General features: G+C 59.0%; 13 protein-coding genes. 8 read left to right on the top strand and 5 right to left on the bottom strand.

Annotated elements, in window-relative coordinates; all coding sequences use genetic code 11:
- Window positions 1-96: 96 nt before the first annotated feature.
- Window positions 97-1,896, top strand: coding sequence for a bifunctional metallophosphatase/5'-nucleotidase (locus tag DXZ77_RS09605; RefSeq protein ID WP_115031758.1), 1,800 nt, complete (start codon window positions 97-99; stop codon window positions 1,894-1,896).
- A gap of 85 nt (window positions 1,897-1,981) precedes the next feature.
- Here DXZ77_RS09605 and DXZ77_RS09600 read toward each other — a convergent pair whose 3' ends face one another.
- On the bottom strand, window positions 1,982-2,656 hold the full coding sequence (locus DXZ77_RS09600; RefSeq protein WP_115031756.1) for a nucleotidyltransferase domain-containing protein: 675 nt from the start codon (window positions 2,654-2,656) through the stop codon (window positions 1,982-1,984).
- 332 nt (window positions 2,657-2,988) lie between these two features.
- On the opposite strand from DXZ77_RS09600, the gene DXZ77_RS09595 reads away from it, so the two are divergent.
- Genes DXZ77_RS09595 through DXZ77_RS09585 form a run of 3 tightly spaced genes read left to right on the top strand, consistent with a single transcriptional unit; the run spans window position 2,989 to window position 6,821 of the window.
- Window positions 2,989-3,792, top strand: a complete 804-nt coding sequence (locus tag DXZ77_RS09595; protein WP_115031754.1) for an EAL domain-containing protein — start codon at window positions 2,989-2,991, stop codon at window positions 3,790-3,792.
- On the top strand, window positions 3,789-6,092 hold the full coding sequence (locus tag DXZ77_RS09590) for a putative bifunctional diguanylate cyclase/phosphodiesterase (RefSeq protein ID WP_181816109.1): 2,304 nt from the start codon (window positions 3,789-3,791) through the stop codon (window positions 6,090-6,092). The genes DXZ77_RS09595 and DXZ77_RS09590 overlap by 4 nt, the downstream gene beginning before the upstream one ends.
- 48 nt (window positions 6,093-6,140) lie before the next feature.
- Window positions 6,141-6,821 (top strand): response regulator transcription factor, encoded by a 681-nt coding sequence (locus DXZ77_RS09585; protein ID WP_028327334.1) that lies wholly within the window; start codon window positions 6,141-6,143, stop codon window positions 6,819-6,821.
- 6 nt (window positions 6,822-6,827) lie between these two features.
- On the opposite strand, the gene DXZ77_RS12625 is transcribed toward DXZ77_RS09585, so the two are convergent.
- Together DXZ77_RS12625 and DXZ77_RS09575 are read right to left on the bottom strand one after the other, a co-directional pair.
- Entirely contained in the window at window positions 6,828-8,207 is a 1,380-nt protein-coding gene (locus DXZ77_RS12625) for a sensor histidine kinase (RefSeq protein WP_181816108.1), read from the bottom strand.
- Complete coding sequence (locus DXZ77_RS09575) at window positions 8,204-8,941, bottom strand: phosphatase PAP2 family protein (protein WP_115031748.1); 738 nt, start codon at window positions 8,939-8,941, stop codon at window positions 8,204-8,206. Before DXZ77_RS09575 ends, DXZ77_RS12625 begins: the two co-directional genes overlap by 4 nt.
- A 156-nt stretch (window positions 8,942-9,097) precedes the next feature.
- On the opposite strand from DXZ77_RS09575, the gene DXZ77_RS09570 reads away from it, so the two are divergent.
- Together DXZ77_RS09570 and DXZ77_RS12105 are read left to right on the top strand one after the other, a co-directional pair.
- Window positions 9,098-9,787, top strand: a complete 690-nt coding sequence (locus DXZ77_RS09570; protein ID WP_258553255.1) for a DedA family protein — start codon at window positions 9,098-9,100, stop codon at window positions 9,785-9,787.
- Window positions 9,788-9,891: 104 nt separating this feature from the next.
- Window positions 9,892-10,662, top strand: a complete 771-nt coding sequence (locus DXZ77_RS12105) for a rhomboid-like protein (RefSeq protein ID WP_181816107.1) — start codon at window positions 9,892-9,894, stop codon at window positions 10,660-10,662.
- A 55-nt stretch (window positions 10,663-10,717) separates the two neighbouring features.
- Here the strand turns inward: DXZ77_RS12105 and DXZ77_RS09555 are convergent, their stop codons facing one another.
- Window positions 10,718-11,392 (bottom strand): TetR/AcrR family transcriptional regulator, encoded by a 675-nt coding sequence (locus tag DXZ77_RS09555; RefSeq protein WP_157728062.1) that lies wholly within the window; start codon window positions 11,390-11,392, stop codon window positions 10,718-10,720.
- 122 nt (window positions 11,393-11,514) lie between these two features.
- Here DXZ77_RS09555 and DXZ77_RS09550 point away from each other — a divergent pair, with 122 nt between their 5' ends.
- A complete protein-coding gene (locus DXZ77_RS09550) occupies window positions 11,515-13,272 on the top strand; it encodes an oleate hydratase (RefSeq protein WP_028327338.1) in 1,758 nt (585 codons plus the stop codon).
- Between the two features lie 492 nt (window positions 13,273-13,764).
- Window positions 13,765-14,319, top strand: a complete 555-nt coding sequence (locus DXZ77_RS09545) for a phospholipase A2 (RefSeq protein ID WP_115031738.1) — start codon at window positions 13,765-13,767, stop codon at window positions 14,317-14,319.
- 68 nt (window positions 14,320-14,387) lie between these two features.
- Here DXZ77_RS09545 and DXZ77_RS09540 read toward each other — a convergent pair whose 3' ends face one another.
- The gene (locus DXZ77_RS09540) at window positions 14,388-16,343 is read right to left on the bottom strand and encodes an SbcC/MukB-like Walker B domain-containing protein (protein WP_115031736.1); all 1,956 of its coding nucleotides are present in this window, start codon (window positions 16,341-16,343) and stop codon (window positions 14,388-14,390) included.
- Between the last annotated feature and the right edge of the window lie 24 nt (window positions 16,344-16,367).

Here is a 16,367-nt window from a genome sequence, read left to right as displayed (position 1 = left end):
CTACACGATCACGTGATCGAGCAGGCCCCGCCACAGGCACACCCCAACGCTCTCGACACCCTTTGGAATACAGCCCCTCCTGAAATAAGGAATGTCATGACACATTCACGATCACGTGCAGCCCTGGCCTGTGGAATCGCTACGGTCGCTGTTCTAGCCCTATCACCGGCCGGATATGCCGCCGCTGCCACATCGACCCAGCCAGCATTGACAGCATCCCCCGACGCACCCGAAAAAAACACAAACGGGATGCGCAAGGTGCAGATCCTGGGAATCAACGATTTCCACGGCGCACTAGAACCTCCTGCCGGTAGCGGCGGTGTCGTTACCGACGCGCAAGGCAAAAAGATCCCAGCTGGTGGAGTGGAATACCTCTCCACACACCTGCAGAAAGCACGCCAGAAAGCCGCAGCATCCGGAGCAGGAAGCATCACCGTCTCCGCTGGAGACAACATTGGCGGCTCCCCATTCCTGTCTCAAGCATTCCACGATGAACCCACCATCGAAGCACTCAACCGGATCGGCTTGTCCGTCGCCGCTGTCGGTAACCACGAACTCGACCATGGGTGGACCGAACTGCGCCGCATCGCCAACGGCGGATGCTTCAAAGACAAAAAAGACTCCAACAAGGCCTCCTGTGCGCTGCACACCTTCGAAGGCGCCAAATTCGACTACGTCGCAGCCAACATCAAAGACAAAGAAGGTAAAAACCTCGCCCCCTTCGCCATCCGCAAAGTCAACGGGGCACCGGTCGCGTTCATCGGCCTGACCCTCAAAGGAGCCCCCGACATCGTCTCCCAATCCGGGGTGCGCTCCCTCACCTTCGAAGACGAGGTCGCCGCTGGCAACCGCACCGCCGCGTTCCTGAAGAAAAAAGGCGTCAACGCGATGGTGGCTTTGGTTCACCAAGGCGGAAACGTCCCAGCAAAAAGCCCCTGGAACTACCACTGCAAAGACGGCAAATCACTCACCGGCGACATCACACCGATCGCGCGGAACCTTTCCGCAGACATCGACCTCATCATGTCCTCCCACACCCACGAGTCCTACACCTGCTCGGTCCTGGACCCCGCTGGCAAACCACGCCTAGTCACCCAGGCAGGTCACTACGGCCGGCTCTTCGCGCAGGTCGATGCCACCTACAACCCCTCGACCAAAGACTTTGTGCGCGAAACGATGCGGGCCTCCAACCACGTCGTCACCCGTGACGTAGCCAAAGACCCCGCCATGACCGCGCTGATCTCTGCCTACACCGGCAAAGTCAAAACCATCGCCAACAAAAAAGTCGGCACCATCACCGGTGACGTCACCGCAGACCGCGACGCTACCGGATCCACCCCCCTAGGCAACCTGATCGCCGACGCATTCCGCAGCGAGCCCAGCGCCGCGACCAACGGCAAAGCCCCCCAAATTGCATTCATGAACCCCGGCGGTATCCGCGCCGACCTCACCCACGCGTCCTCACCCGCCGGTGAAGGAAAAGGCGTAGTCACCTATAAAGAGGCCTTCTCCGTCCAGCCATTCGGAAACAACATCGTCTCCCTGGACCTGACTGGAGCCCAGATCTACGAGATCCTCGATCAACAATGGGCCGGATCCGAAGCCAAAATCCTCCAGGTCAGTAACGGATTCACCTACGAATACCGCGCCGAAGGCTCCGGCAAAGGCAAAGTCATCCCCAACTCGGTCAAACTCAACGGCACCCCCATCAACCGCGCCGCCACCTACCGAGTTGTCACGAACTCCTTCCTCGCCGACGGCGGAGACGGATTCACCACCTTCAGCAAAGGCACCAAACGTCACCAAGGCGGCCTGGACATCGATTCCTTCACCCGCTACCTCGGTGCACACCAGCCTTACAGCCCCGTCACCACCCAGCGAGTAACCCGCCGCTGAACAACGACCAAAACGGCAACGCCATAAAAGTGCCGCCTCCCCCCAACAAACACCTCGGGAGGAGGCGGCACACATAAAATCACTCCTACACAGCCTTATCCCCAGCGCTTTCCGCCAACGGCGCCAACCACGGATGATCACCCAACGTCGACTCGATCGCCCCCCGCAGCCACGCTCGCCGCTCATCCGATAACAACGGCAACACCACCTCAAAATCAGATACATCCCGCGGCGTCATCGTGCGCGCCTTACTCAAAAACGCCATCTCCGGCTGCACATAAAAAACACCATCCTTCTCCCACAACGCTTCGGACATCGGACGCCGCACCGACCCGTCATGCTGATACACCCACTCCTCCTGCGAAGACTCCGACAACGCAATATCGAACTCCCACGGCTGACGGCCATTACGACGAGTCCACACATCTCGCGTCCCCTCCGGCAACACCTCCTCAGCCGAACCTTCCGGATTTTTCTCCGGAGCAATCGGATACAACGCACCACCAGGAGTCACCGCCCACACATGCTGACGCCCGCTCAACTGCACCCGCAAACTCTTCAACTGGCTACGCAACACGTACACATCCAGATCTACATGCTTACGTGACACGCCCGTAAAGGCCTCCACCGCCCACCCACCCGAAATCCACCACGACCCCAAATACCCCCGAAACAACTCCGCCACATCACCCGGGGACCGACTCACCCACGGCCCATACAGATCAGCCTGCGCTACATCATCAAGCTCAAAAGGATCCATCGCTACCTCCGGGAAACCGTCCAAGCACGCGCCACGACACCAAACCGGAACACACAACGCGCACCATATTTACGCCCAACCTACGTCCACCCACCGCGACGTGCCAGAGCAAACGGTCGCTCAAATAATCAACAAACCACATCCTCGGACAAACAACACAACCTGCGCGCACAACGCTGTATTTTGAAAATCAGTGACAATAACGCGACACGCCACCCTCGAGAACAACAAACAACCCGACAAGCGACCCCCCACGCCGCAACAATAGGTGTGATACCTCAAAACGGTCGCCTACCGGCCGATCAAAAAACGAAACGTAGAAAGGTGGGGCAGTGACACAACCCTCAAGGGAACCCGTAGATACCGGCGCCCTCCACAACGGTCAGCGGGACCCCCTGCCCCTCATCACCTACTTCCAGCCCTTCTACAACCTCAACACCGGCCACCTACAAGGTCTCGAAGCTCTGGCCCGCCACCGCAACAACGACGGCACCACGGACTGGCCCGCCGACTTCTTCGCCACCGCGGAGAAAAACGGACGCATGCGCGACATCGACATCACCGTCCTCCACGACTCCCTCTACCACTTCGCGCGCTGGCAAACATCCGAAAAACGCACCCTCATCCTGTCCGTCAACCTTTCCGAACAATTCGTCACCCACCGCACCGCCCCCAGCGACATCATCCTTGCCCTCGAAAAATTCGGGATCCCTGGTGACCGACTACTCGTCGACATCACCACCACTACCTTCCGACACATCCTCGAAGCGGACCCCGCAGTCACCACCCGACTGCACCGCCTCCAAGAAGAAGAAATCTCCTTCTGCCTCGACGGATTCACCGCAGACGACCTCGACCTACTCGAAGCCGCTGCGGACTTTCCCGTCGACATCCTCAAACTCCACCCGCAAGCACTCTTGGCCGACCCCGACCCCAAAGAAAGCCGAGTCCGCCGCATCGCCGACACCGTCGGCGAAGTAGGACTACCCATGGTCGCGGCAGGCATTGAAACCCAAGCCCAACTAGCCCTCATGCGCGACCTCGGATTCGAATGGGCCCAAGGTTTTTACCTAGGCAAACCCGTCCAAGCAGACCAAGCCCTGGCCAACTCCGTCCCCGACCTCAACCTCGAATGAACCTGGCACTTGGGGCACGCACCACGCCCCGAGGCCACACACCCCCAACCAGACGAACGACCGACCGCGTTATCCCCGCCCTCGCGACTCTGCTGCTCCTGCTCGCCAGCACCCTCATTACCTTTGACCCCGAAGGAGTCGGCCACACCGCCGCCACCATCACCAATCTCATCTTTTTCCTCGGTGCCGCCGCCGGCCCCATCCTTCTACGCGCCACCCCACTGCGATCCTGGATACAAACCAGCATCGCCTGCGCTCTGCTAGCCTGCACCGTTCTAGCCGAGTCCGAAAAAACAATCTTCGGACAATTCACCCCCGCCGACCTCTTCTTCCTCGCCAGCTACGCCATACTCGGCACCTGGTTCGCGCGCGGCGCCTACAAACTCGGCAGCTACGACGGACTCGCCCGCCTCGACGCCGCAGCCTCCGTCATCGGCAGCACCCTCACCCTGTGGATCTGCGTCCTCGCGCCCCTAAACGAAACTCCCCTCGCCTCCGGCCTCGTCTGGGCCATTTACCCACCCCTAGACTTCGTCTTCCTCGTACTAGCCCTTCACCTCGCTACCGACGCCAACGTCCTACGCACATCACTGCGCTGGTTCATGGTCTGCGCCGCGGCCTGGACCCTCCTCGACAGCGCCACCGCCTACCTAGCCATCGTCTACGGCATCACCACCCCCGGCCCCCTCATCGACATCGGCTACCTCATCGCCCACTACGCCCTCTTCCGCTCAGCCACCCACCCCAGCATCGGACGCACCCGCACCCCCAGCCACAGCAACTGGACCCGCACCCACCCCCTACGTGACCGAGGCATCGCACTCAGCACCCTCACCATCTCCCCAACAATCCTCTCCACTCTCATCCCCAGCGTCGGCACCGTCGACACCCTCACCCGCACCATCCTCATCAGCATCCTGCTCACCCTCATCTTCATCCGACTCGAACGATCAATGCGCGCCATCACCCGCGCCGAAGAACACAGCAGGCACCAAGCCACCCACGACTCACTCACCGGCCTAGCCAACCGCGCCGCCCTCCTGAGCGAACTCGACAACAGACTCGCCCACCGCGCCGACCCCACCACCCCCACCAACGAAATCGCCGTCCTGTTCATCGACTGCGACGACTTCAAACAAGTCAACGACACCTGGGGTCACGCCGTCGGCGACCAACTCCTACGCCACATCGCCACCCACATACCCCCACACTTACACCCAGAAGACCTCCTCTGCCGACAAGGCGGAGACGAATTCGTCATCATCACCACCTACACTGACCACGCCCACATCGACCACCTCGCCCGCACCGTCGCCGCCGCCTGCGCAAACCCCACCACCATCCTGCCCGGCCACCAACACTCCATCTCCCTATCCATCGGCATCGCCCACACCTCCCCCGGCCACCCCGCAACCACCGACACCCTCCTCGGCCACGCCGACCTAGCCATGTACGAAGCAAAACAACGAGGTCGAGGACGCCACATCCACTTCGACACTGCCCTAGCCCACCGCGCCACCGAACGCGCCACCATCGCCCACCACCTCGGCCACGCAATTAACCACAACACCATCACCCTCGAACTCCACCCCATCCACGCCGGCCCCAACCATCAACACACCCACGGCTGGCAAGCCCTCCCACACTGGCACCACAGCACCCTTGGCATAGTCCCACCCGAACGCTTCCTTCCCATTGCAGAAGAATTCGGACTCAGCGAAACCCTCAGCACCAACATGCTCACCCAAGCAGCCACCGCCATCGCTGATCTACGCGCCACCCACCCTCACACACCTGACCTCTACATCCGCATCAACATCGCCGCCGACCACCTACGCAACCCTGACTTTCCCCGCCACGCCCGCCACGCCTGCGCTACCGCGAACATCCCCCACCATGCCTTGCACCTAGAAATCAACGAAACCGCACTCACCCAGCCACAACCCGAAACACTCACCACCCTCGACCAGCTACGAAACGACGGATTCCCCCTCGGAATCGACGGATTCGGAACCGGACACGCCCCCCTGATCACCTTCATCCGCAGACCCTTCCACTTCGTCAAACTCGCCCAAGAACTCACCCACAACCTCGACCACGACCCCGACGCCCCCCGCACAATCCGCGCCATCGTCAGCCTCCTACGCAGCCTGGGCATCACCCACATCGCCGCCCAAGGCATTGAACGAACCCAACAAGCCACCATTCTCCTCAACGAAGGCATCGACTCCGTCTACGGCCCCCACTACAGCCCATCCACCCACACCACCGTCCCCACACCACCGGCACAAACAACCTGACACACTCTCTACCACGACGCGACGCTTCACCCACCCCCGAGGACACCCGTGCGCATACTCCTGGTCGAAGACGAAAACGGACTCGCCGAAGGCATCCGCCGCGGACTCAACGCCGAAGGCATGGTCGTCGACCTCGCCGCCGACGGCATCACCGGCCAATGGCTCGCCACCGAAAACCACTACGACGTCATCATCCTGGACATCATGCTTCCCGGACGTAACGGCTACCGCGTCCTGCAAAACCTCCGCGCCGCAGGAAACTGGGCACCCATCCTCATGCTCACCGCCAAAGACGGCGAATACGACCAAACCGACGCCTTCGACCTCGGCGCCGACGACTACCTCATCAAACCCTTCAGCTTCATCGTCCTCGTCGCCCGACTACGCGCCCTTGCCCGCCGCGGCGCCCCCGAACGCCCCACCAACCTCATCGTCGGCGACCTGGTCATGGACCCCTCCGCCCACCGCGTCACCTGCTGCGGCGAACCAATAACCCTCACCGCAAAACAATTCACCGTCCTCGAATACCTCATGCGCCACCCCGACGAAGTCGTCTCCAAAGCAGACATCCTCGACAACGTCTGGGACGCCGATTACGAAGGCAACGACAACATCGTCGAGGTCTACATCGGCAACCTCCGTAAAAAAATCGACACCCCCTTCGGACGCCGCAGCCTCGAAACATTCCGCGGCGCTGGCTACCGCCTCAACCCCATCACCACCACCTAACCCACTTCACACCAACGGCAACGTCAACGAAAAACGACACCACCCCTCCGGAGCAACACCAGCCACCAACGACCCCCCATGCAACTCCGCCACCGTCCGCGCAATAGCCAACCCCAAACCACTCCCACCCAAATCCCGCTCACGCGCCGCATCCAACCGCGCAAACCGATCAAAAATAATCAACCGATCCTTCTCCGGAACCGGCGCCCCCGAATTATCCACATGCACCCGCACAACCTGCCCATCCACCTCCATCACCAACCTAATAACCCCCGAAGTGTGCCGCCGCGCATTCTCCGTCAAATTCCGCAACACCTGACCCAACCGCGCCCCATCACCCCAGACCTCAGCCGCAGCCAAAACCACCTCCACCCGCGCATCAGTCACCACCCGCAAATGCCGCGCCTCCGCCGAAACAATCTCATCCAAATCCAACGGCTCCCGCACCAAACGAAGCCCCTCATCATCACTCTTAGCCAGCGTTAACAAATCCTCCACCAACGCCTGCACCCGCATCACCTCCGACCGCACCAACGGCAAATCCAACCCCGCACCCCGCTCAGCAATCTCCACATGCGTACGCACCGCCGCCAACGGACTACGCAACTCATGCGAAGCATCCGAAACAAAACGCTGCGTCGTCTCCTCAGCCCGAGCCAACCGATCCAACATCTCATTCACCGTCATCGCCAACACCGCAATGTCATCCCCCGTAGGCGGCACAACCACCCGCTCACTCGTGCGCGCCCGCGTGATATGAGCAGCATGCTCCGTAATACGCCGAACCGGCTCCAACGCCCTACGCAACACCCGATCCACCAACACCAGCACCACCCCCACCAACACCACCGACGCAACCGCCAACAACATCACCGCGATCTCAATCGTGTGCGACTCCACCTCCAACGGTTGAGCAACCACCAGCGTCACCTGCTCACCACCAGGCGTCACCACCGTCTGCGCACTAGCCACATACGCATCCGAATCACCCGCCAAATCCAAAAACCCCTCATGTTGCTGCGTCACCGCATTCCCCACAACCGGAATCGGATCCACCAACGCCACCGTCACAAACGCATTCCCCGATGCAGCCAACACCCGACCATCACGCGACAACGCCTGCAACATCGTGCTCCCAGGAGCAGCGCGCTGCACCGCATGAACCGGCGTCGTATCCCCCGAACGCACCGCCTGCGCTAACTGGTACGTCTGATTCAACGTCGCATCCGAAGCAGACTGCACCAACACAGCCCGCAACGCGATCACAAACAACACCAACCCAATCCCCAACAACACCGTCAAAAAAATCCCCGACAACACCACCACCTGACGACGTAATGACCACGTCCCAGGACGCCGCCCCACAAACACCAAAAACCGCCTCACCGCACCCACCGACACACAACGCGCCGCCCACCACACAACAACGACACCAACCCCACACCCGACAACGTCACCCCAGCCACCAACAACGGCGAGGCCACCACATCGCCCAAATAATGCGCCCCTAAATACAACCGACTTGCCCCCACCCCCAACACCACAGGCACCCCCACCACCCACACCCATGCAGACGAACGACCCCACATCCTCACCAACAACACCATCGCAGCCAACAACGAACACACAAACGCCGTATGCCCACTCGGAAAACTTGTCGTCCCCACCTCCGACACCAACGCCCGCACCGTCTCCATCGGCGGCCGCAACCGCAAAAAAAGCAGCTTCGTCGCCCCAGCTACCAGCCAACCACCACCAGTAACTACCGCAACCACCACCCCCGCCACCACATTTCGCCTCGCCACCAGCCACGCAACAACCACAGTCACCAAAACCGCCGCAACCGGAGACAACGCCAAATCAATCAAATGCGCCACATCCGACAACCACATCGTGTGCCGCCGCCCAATCGTCACCTCCAACGCCAACTCACCCGTCTGCTCGGCACCAACCCGCGTCACAAACGCCCCCAACCCCAACGCACCACCCAACAACCCCACACCGCCTACCAAAACAGGCACCGCCACGGCACGCCCCACCACAATCCGTCCTGGAACCATCCCACCCGAACCACGCCGCGACCGATACACACCGGACAACGGCGAAAAATGCAATGTCATCAGCGTCTCTCCTCGTAGTCACCACAACGGTGCGAGCCCAGCCCTGAAGAACCCCTGAACGCCTCGCCCGAGACACTCCAAACACCCACAAAGCACCCGCCACCAAACAGAACCACCTTCAGGCAAACTTCAATGTGGGAGCCCTACCTTTTAAACATGCAGACTATGCTTCCCAGCCTCCTGGCTGGCCCAGCACCCGCAGTCGGTGGGCTGCTCGACCCCATGACCTTGATCCAAGGGTGGGGACCATGGGCACTGGTCGGCGTGGCCACGATGACATTCATCGAATCCGGAGTGCTCTTCCCCTTCCTCCCCGGAGACTCACTCCTGTTCACTGCCGGCCTGCTCCACGAACCCCTCGGCTACTCCCTCTTCACCCTCATCTTCTTCACTACCATCGCCGCCATCCTCGGCGACCAAGTCGGCTACTTCCTTGGCCACAAATTCGGTCGCCAATTCTTCAAACCCGACGCCAAAATCCTCAAAACCAAATACCTCGACGAAGCCGAAGCCTTCTTCGCTAAATACGGCGGAAGGTCCATTGTCCTGGCTCGCTTCGTGCCCCTCGTACGCACCTTCGTGCCCCTCGTTGCTGGCATGACCCAATACGGATACCAGCGATTCGTCGGCTGGAACATCTTCGGCGGTACACTCTGGGTGACCACCATGTGCACCGCAGGAGCGCTCCTAGGCGGCATCCCATTCATCGCCAAAAACGTGGACCTCATCGCTGTGGGCATCGTCGCTATATCCCTCATACCCGTCGCCTTGCAGGTTTGGACCTCCATCAAAGACTCCAAAAAAGCCGCCGCCGAAAAAGACCGCACCCCCACCAACCAGATCTGACAACGGTGACCCCCGCACCACCTCGGTAAACCTGTGACGCCCGCCCACACACGCGGGCGTCACCACATCCCGAGACGTGGCCCGCCTCGCTCGAAGGAGCAAGCATGTTCACCGCCTCCGTCGCTCTGGCGCTCCTCGCTCTCTTCGTCGTACGTCACATCCAGACCCCCTGGGCCATCGCGATCACCCGCACCCGGCGCAGTTTCCTACCTCACCTCACCCACTGGGTCCGCACCGCACCCGTCACTTACACCTACCTCGGTCTCCTTGCCTTCACCACCTGGCTACTAGGTCACACCCGCCCCAAGCTGCGCGCCGCGTTCCTCGCCGCGCAATCAACCAACCTCCACGAACTCCACACCGACCCTGTTCCTGTTCTGCTACGCAGCGCCTTCTACGTCACCCCCACCGAGTTATTCGTCTGGACAATTCTTTTTACGCTCGTTGCAGCACCCCTTGAACGATGGATCGGAAAAGCCCGCCTCCTTGCCGTGTTCTGGGCAGGACACGTCGGAGCCACCCTCGTGACTGCAGGCGGAATCGAATGGAACGTTCGCCGCGGAGCCCTCTCACCTGGGATCGCCTTCACCGTAGATGTCGGCGCTAGCTACGGATTCGCCGCAGTCTGCGCCCTATTCGGCTACTGCCTACGTGGATGGCCGCGCAATGCGTGGATGATCTTCTGCACCGCTTACTTGACCGCCGCCGTTATTTTTTCCGGCACATTCACTGACGCCGGGCACCTACTCGCTTTCGGTGTCGGACACGCCTTCTACCCACTCGTTCGTCGCATACCGCTCCACCCCCGCCACGGCCACCCCACTGCCGCGCCACCGTTCCTGCCACATTGCGCCCGACGCCGCCGAGAACGCTGACTGTCCGCTGCCGAGCAATCCGGCACAAACTTTGATCCTGCTTCACCTTGGTCAATCATCGCGGCGCCGCACCCGCAACAGCTACTCCGATCAACGTAGCCAACCGGGTCTCCACTGAACCGGCATCAGCCAACCCCGTCCGCGTACGGTTCAACTCCAACACTGCACCCGAGACAATCAGCCGGGCCGCTGCCTCTGCCCCCTCCGGACGTCCGCCACGACGCAACACTTCTGCGATGACAGCCTCCACCTGTGCCGCCAACACCACCACTGAACTTCGATGAGGTCCTTCAGCACCGAACAGCAATTCTCGAGCCACGGCAGCGCTGTTTTCTGGCTGCTCTAAAGCGAACTCAACCAGCGGTTGCACCACTAACCGAGCCATTCGCTCTACGTCGTCCCACAATTCGGGATTTTCCTCGGTGGTGGCCTCAACCCGCGCCAAATTCTCTGAAATCAGCGTCGCCCACTGCTCATGCGCAACCATCATCAGTAGCTCGGCCTTCGTCGCGGCGTACTGAAAAACTGTCCCCACCGCCACGTCCGCATCTTCAGCTACCTGAGCCACCGTTGTTCGCTCGAACCCTTGTGCCCGAAGGCGATCCGCGGCTGCAGACAAAATACGTGCACGTTTGTCAGCTCGTGCTCGTTCCCGTCGGCTCATTGTGGCTGCGGACTTTTTTGAAATCCGAGTTTTTGTGACTGAGCTCTCATTTTTGTCCCCTGTCATGCGCCTACCATAGACACGTAATAATTGAGCCGACTCAAAGTTGAACCAACACACACTGCGCATTCCGTACGACCGCCAACGTTGATCGGCCCGACACCACGCAGCGCAGGAAGGGATCCCCGATGCAATTCAGCAGCGGCACATACGAGGCCTTCGCACAACCCCGCATCCCCGAAGGAGCCCCCGATAAACACGCCTGGATTATCGGCGCCGGGCTCGCAGGACTATCGGCAGCTGTCTTCATGATTCGCGATGGTGGGGTTCCTGCAAACCACATCACCATCGTTGAACGCAGCAAAATCCCCGGCGGCGCCATGGATGGCATCAAAGAACCCGAACGTGGCTTCGTTATCCGAGGCGGCCGCGAAATGGAAGACCACTTCGAATGCCTCTGGGACCTCTTCCGCAGCATTCCCTCCTTGGAAGAAGAAGGCATCTCCGTTCTCGATGAGTTCTACCGGCTCAACAAAGACGACCCCAACTACTCCCTCTGCCGCGCCACTCAAAACCAGGGCCAACCCATCGATACCCTTGGCCTGTTCACTCTCGATAAGCAAGCCCAGAAGCAAATCGTGAAACTCTTCCTCGCCACCCGAGAGTCGATGGAAGGCAAACGCATCGACGAAGTGTTTGACGAGCACTTCTTCGAATCCAACTTCTGGATGTTCTGGCGCACCATGTTCGCTTTCGAAACCTGGCACTCCGCCCTAGAAATGAAGCTCTACCTCCACCGCTTCATTCACCACATCGACGGCCTTGCTGACTTCTCCACCCTTAAATTCAGCAAGTACAACCAATATGAATCCTTCATCCTTCCGATGACCAAATGGCTCATCGATCAAGGAGTCACCTTCCAGTACGAGACTGATGTCCTCGACATCGACTTCGACATCACCGCGCAGCGCAAACTCGCCACCCGTATCCATTGGGTTAAAGAAGGCACTCCAGGTGGTATTGACCTAACCCCCAACGACCTCGTCTTGACCACCATTGGATCGCTGGTCGACAACTCCGACAACGGCGACCATGCCACCCCTGCAAAGCTTGACCGCGGCCCTGCTCCAGCGTGGGAACTCTGGAAAAAGATCGCTCGAAAAGACCCCTCCTTCGGCCGACCTGAAGTGTTCTGCTCCTCCATCGATGAGAGCAAGTGGCAATCAGCTACCGCCACTACCCTCGATGAGCGCATCCCTGAATACATTCGCAAGATCACCCGGCGTGATCCCTTCAGTGGTCGCGTTGTCACTGGTGGAATCGTTACGGTCAAAGATTCTTCATGGCTCCTCAGCTGGACGGTCAACCGGCAACCACACTTCAAGAACCAGCCGAAAGATCAAATTGTCGCCTGGATTTATTCCTTGTTTGTCGACACCCCCGGTGATTACATCAAGAAACCGATGAGCGAATGCACCGGTGAGGAAATCACCGCCGAATGGCTCTATCACCTGGGTGTTCCACTAGCTGAAATCAATGAACTCGCTGCCACCGGCGCTAAGACTGTTCCCGTAATGATGCCGTATGTCACTAGCTTCTTCATGCCTCGCCGAGCTGGTGATCGTCCCGACATCGTGCCCGAAGGTGCAGTGAACTTCGCTTTCCTCGGACAATTTGCAGAGACAGGCCGAGACACCATCTTCACCACTGAATATTCAGTCCGAACCGGCATGGAAGCTGTCTATCGCCTTCTGGGTGTTGAGCGTGCGGTGCCGGAAACCTTCGCTAGTACGTATGACGTCCGTACTCTCCTTGCTGCTACTTCCGCTTTGCGTGACGGCGAAAAAATGGAGATCCCTGGGCCTGCTGCTTTCCGGAAGTGGGCCGGTGACAAGTTGGACTCTTCAGTGCTGGGAAAGCTCGTCCGTGACGCGGGAGTGTTGTGAGCATCTGTCACGGACGTTGACTCATCTGAGCGTGGCGCATCGTGGGCTGGGGAGTCACGATGCGCCGTTCAGGTGAAGGCGCCCCGCCGGCGCCAACTGGGTCTGTCATCGGAATGGTGACAGACCCAGTTTTTCTTTCACTTACATGAAGTAGGTCAAATAAAATAAATAGTCGTACCAGTAATTAAAATTATATTTAGCTCACCAATTTCTCAGGGGTTCTCATCCTGTTGGTGGCCTATTTGCCCCTGCTGAGGTGCTCAGTTAATTTTCAGGTGAAACTCAGTTGATATTGGGGGAATAAAATGAATAGCGCATTCAAGTTAGCTGTATCCTCACTTTCCATCGCATTGGCTTCATCAATAGTTTTTAGTCATCCGTCTCTAGCCTCTGAGTCTTACTCTCACGTCAGTAAGACTGGGAACATCGCATCGAAAAAAAACTCATTGAAGGATGTTATCCCTTTTGCGGGAGCACCGAACTTAGGGACAGTTGAAGAAATCGCTTACTCTTAGCGAAGAGGAGCTTGAGGAGAAAATATCCGATCTTCCTGGCGAGCAAATTAAATCTCTCAAGAAAGAAGTTGCTAAAGAAGAGGTTCCAAGTGGTTTTGCAGGCGCCGTAGATAGATCCTCAGGAGGGGACTCAGAGGGAAAGAGTGGTCGGAAGTATCTTGAAGATCAGGCTAGTGCCTGGATGTTCCAGACCCCGCTTTCTGAGTTCATTAGCTTTCGCGAAAAAGAACTAAGAAATCCAAAGAATAAAGCTTTTGTCTGGACTACTGATGGGTGCAGTGTTCCTTTAGGGATGGGAAAAGGTTGGTCTAAAAAGTTCTATAATCCGTGCGTTCGGCATGACTTCGGGTATCGAAACTTTGGCCCTAAAGGTCCCCTGAATCTCGGTGCTTCGAACTTTAAAAAGTCGCGTAAAAAAATCGATGCTCAGTTCCTCAAAGATATGGAATCCGTTGCGAGAGGGTTTGCTGGTAGGGCTGCCGCCCGGGCTTTTTATGGAGCCGTAAGAGCAGGCGGTAAAAGTCATTTCTAGAATCCATTAACATCATCGAAGAGTCTTCTTTTCAGGATTGAAATTGACATTGTCGATGATGAATATCGCTATTCACCTTCCCTGACATGGGTGCGTTCTGCGTCTGTGAGCATGTGAATAGTCGAGTGGCCTTCTGGATCTTTGGTGACAGCGACGAGCTGATCAAAATGAGGCTCTAGAGCATTGAATGATCCTTCAGGGGCAACCACGATGGGTTGGAATCCCAACCGCGGCCATGCTTCTGCGCCACGGTGACTTGTCATCGAGTCCGCTTTAATAAATGCCTCGTCGAGGATGACTGGGGCGAAAACAGGGCGGGCACGGTTGTCGTCACCGAGTTGGTAGCGCAAGGCCGCGCCGGTGATGAACGCGATCAGCTCTTGGCTTTCTCCACCTGATTTGCCAGCAATGTTGTTGTAATTCATCACAACATTGCCTTCAGAGTCGACTTCGTCGGCACTGAAAATGTGGTGAGTGCGTACATCGAGGAGCTGATCGCGCACCCGGTTATCTGCGCCAGCAGGAGTTTTCTCTCGCACTTGAGCGAGAAGATGCGTAGCACGAGCGAATTGTGCTTCGGCGAAGGTAACGAGGGCCTCGTCGTCGAGGGCGTCGGTGGTGGCTGTCATGTTCTCGGCGAGCGCGCGTAGTTGTTTCTGGAAGCGAGGCACTTCGCTGGCTGGTGCATAGTTGGCGCGGATGCGTAGCCGGTTGGCGCGGATGCTGAAGGGGAGTGTGTCTAGAACGGTTTGGATAGGGGTGAGGCGTTCTTCGATTGCGTCGGATGCGATCTGGAATTCACGGATCATGGCGTAGATGTGTTCACCGATCCATTGCATGATCTGTGCTGCCCAGGCGCGGCGGCGTTCTTCGACTCCGTGTGCGTCTAGACGGTGGAGGATATCGAGGAAATCTGGGTAGGCCTCGAGTTCGGGGGCGAGGTTGTTGTTGGGCCATTTGCTGAGGTAATCGCTGAAGATGCGTAGTAGGTCGGCGCGGGCGCGTTCGGCTTCTTCTTCAGCGCGGGTGCGGGCTTCGGTGAGGGTGCGGCGGATGCGGTTGGTTGCGTTTTCGAATTGGTCTCGCTCTCGTGCGTTGGGGCCATCGGCAGCGAGGAGTTCGTCGAGGTAGTTGCGTTGTTCGTCAGTGAGTGTTTGGCCTGCGCGTTCTTGTTTTTCGGTGGCAGTGAGCCAGTGGTCTTTGAGTTCGCTGATGTTTTCGATGTCGTTTTCGATGTCGTTTTCGATGGCGCGTCGTTGTGCGGCGAGGCTGCCTGCCTCTTTTTTGGCGGCGTCGGCGGCGTTGAGGCAGTCGCGGTAGCGCTGGTCGATTTCGGTGAGGGAGGTGGAGCCGTTTTCGATGGTGGTGATGCGTTCGGTGAGGTCGTCGAGACGTTGTTGGGTGGGGGCGGGGTCGAGGTCTTCCCAGGTTAGGTCGAGGAGGGCTTTGTGCTGGCGGTGTTGGGTGCGGAAGTTTTCTAGTGCGCGGTCGGCTTCGGCGTGAGCGGCGCGAGCGATGTCGGCGTTGTTGGTTGCGGTGGCGAGTTGTTCGCGTAGGACGGTGAGTCGGGCTTCGTTGAGGAATCCGATGATGGGCATGCGGTTTCCGCCGATTGCGCCGCGGTCTGCGTGGCGTTCTTGGCCAGCTCGGGTGATGCGTGGAGTGTTGTCGTCGGTGAGTTCGTCGGCGGTTTCGACACAGATGTGGGTGTAGGTGTCGTCGATGCGTTTGCCGAGCCAACCGGCGTAGGGGTGGTCGGGTTTGGCGATGAGTTTTGAGGCGAGGCTGTTGGGGTGGGGGGGGGTGCGGGTGGTGGGTAGGTCTGGGTCGACGGAGCGGAATTGGATGCGGCGGGGGAGGGTGATGCCATCGATGGCGCGGTTGAAGTGGTCGCGTTGGTTGCGGGGGATGAGAAGGGTGGTGGCGAATCCGCCGAGGGCGGCGTCGGCGGCGTGGCGCCAGTTTTCTTCGCCGGGGGCCATGTCGAGAAGTTCGGCGACGAAGGGGAGTTGGTCGCGGGTCATTCCTGCGGTTTCGGCGAGGTGGAG

Origin of the sequence: Dermatophilus congolensis, assembly GCF_900447215.1 — a bacterium.
Classification (GTDB): domain Bacteria; phylum Actinomycetota; class Actinomycetes; order Actinomycetales; family Dermatophilaceae; genus Dermatophilus; species Dermatophilus congolensis_A.
Note: the sequence above shows the minus strand (reverse complement) of the source record. Positions and strands in the feature narration are given on the sequence as shown.

Coding starts and splice junctions, on each gene's coding strand:
- DXZ77_RS09600 (WP_115031756.1), bottom strand. CDS start 2,656: ATGGATCCTTTTGAGCTTGATGATGTAGCGCAGGCTGATCTGTATGGG.
- DXZ77_RS09590 (WP_181816109.1), top strand. CDS start 3,789: ATGAACCTGGCACTTGGGGCACGCACCACGCCCCGAGGCCACACACCC.
- DXZ77_RS12105 (WP_181816107.1), top strand. CDS start 9,892: ATGTTCACCGCCTCCGTCGCTCTGGCGCTCCTCGCTCTCTTCGTCGTA.
- DXZ77_RS09555 (WP_157728062.1), bottom strand. CDS start 11,392: ATGACAGGGGACAAAAATGAGAGCTCAGTCACAAAAACTCGGATTTCA.
- DXZ77_RS09575 (WP_115031748.1), bottom strand. CDS start 8,941: ATGACATTGCATTTTTCGCCGTTGTCCGGTGTGTATCGGTCGCGGCGT.
- DXZ77_RS09540 (WP_115031736.1), bottom strand. CDS start 16,343: ATGACCCGCGACCAACTCCCCTTCGTCGCCGAACTTCTCGACATGGCC.
- DXZ77_RS09570 (WP_258553255.1), top strand. CDS start 9,098: ATGCAGACTATGCTTCCCAGCCTCCTGGCTGGCCCAGCACCCGCAGTC.
- DXZ77_RS09605 (WP_115031758.1), top strand. CDS start 97: ATGACACATTCACGATCACGTGCAGCCCTGGCCTGTGGAATCGCTACG.
- DXZ77_RS09550 (WP_028327338.1), top strand. CDS start 11,515: ATGCAATTCAGCAGCGGCACATACGAGGCCTTCGCACAACCCCGCATC.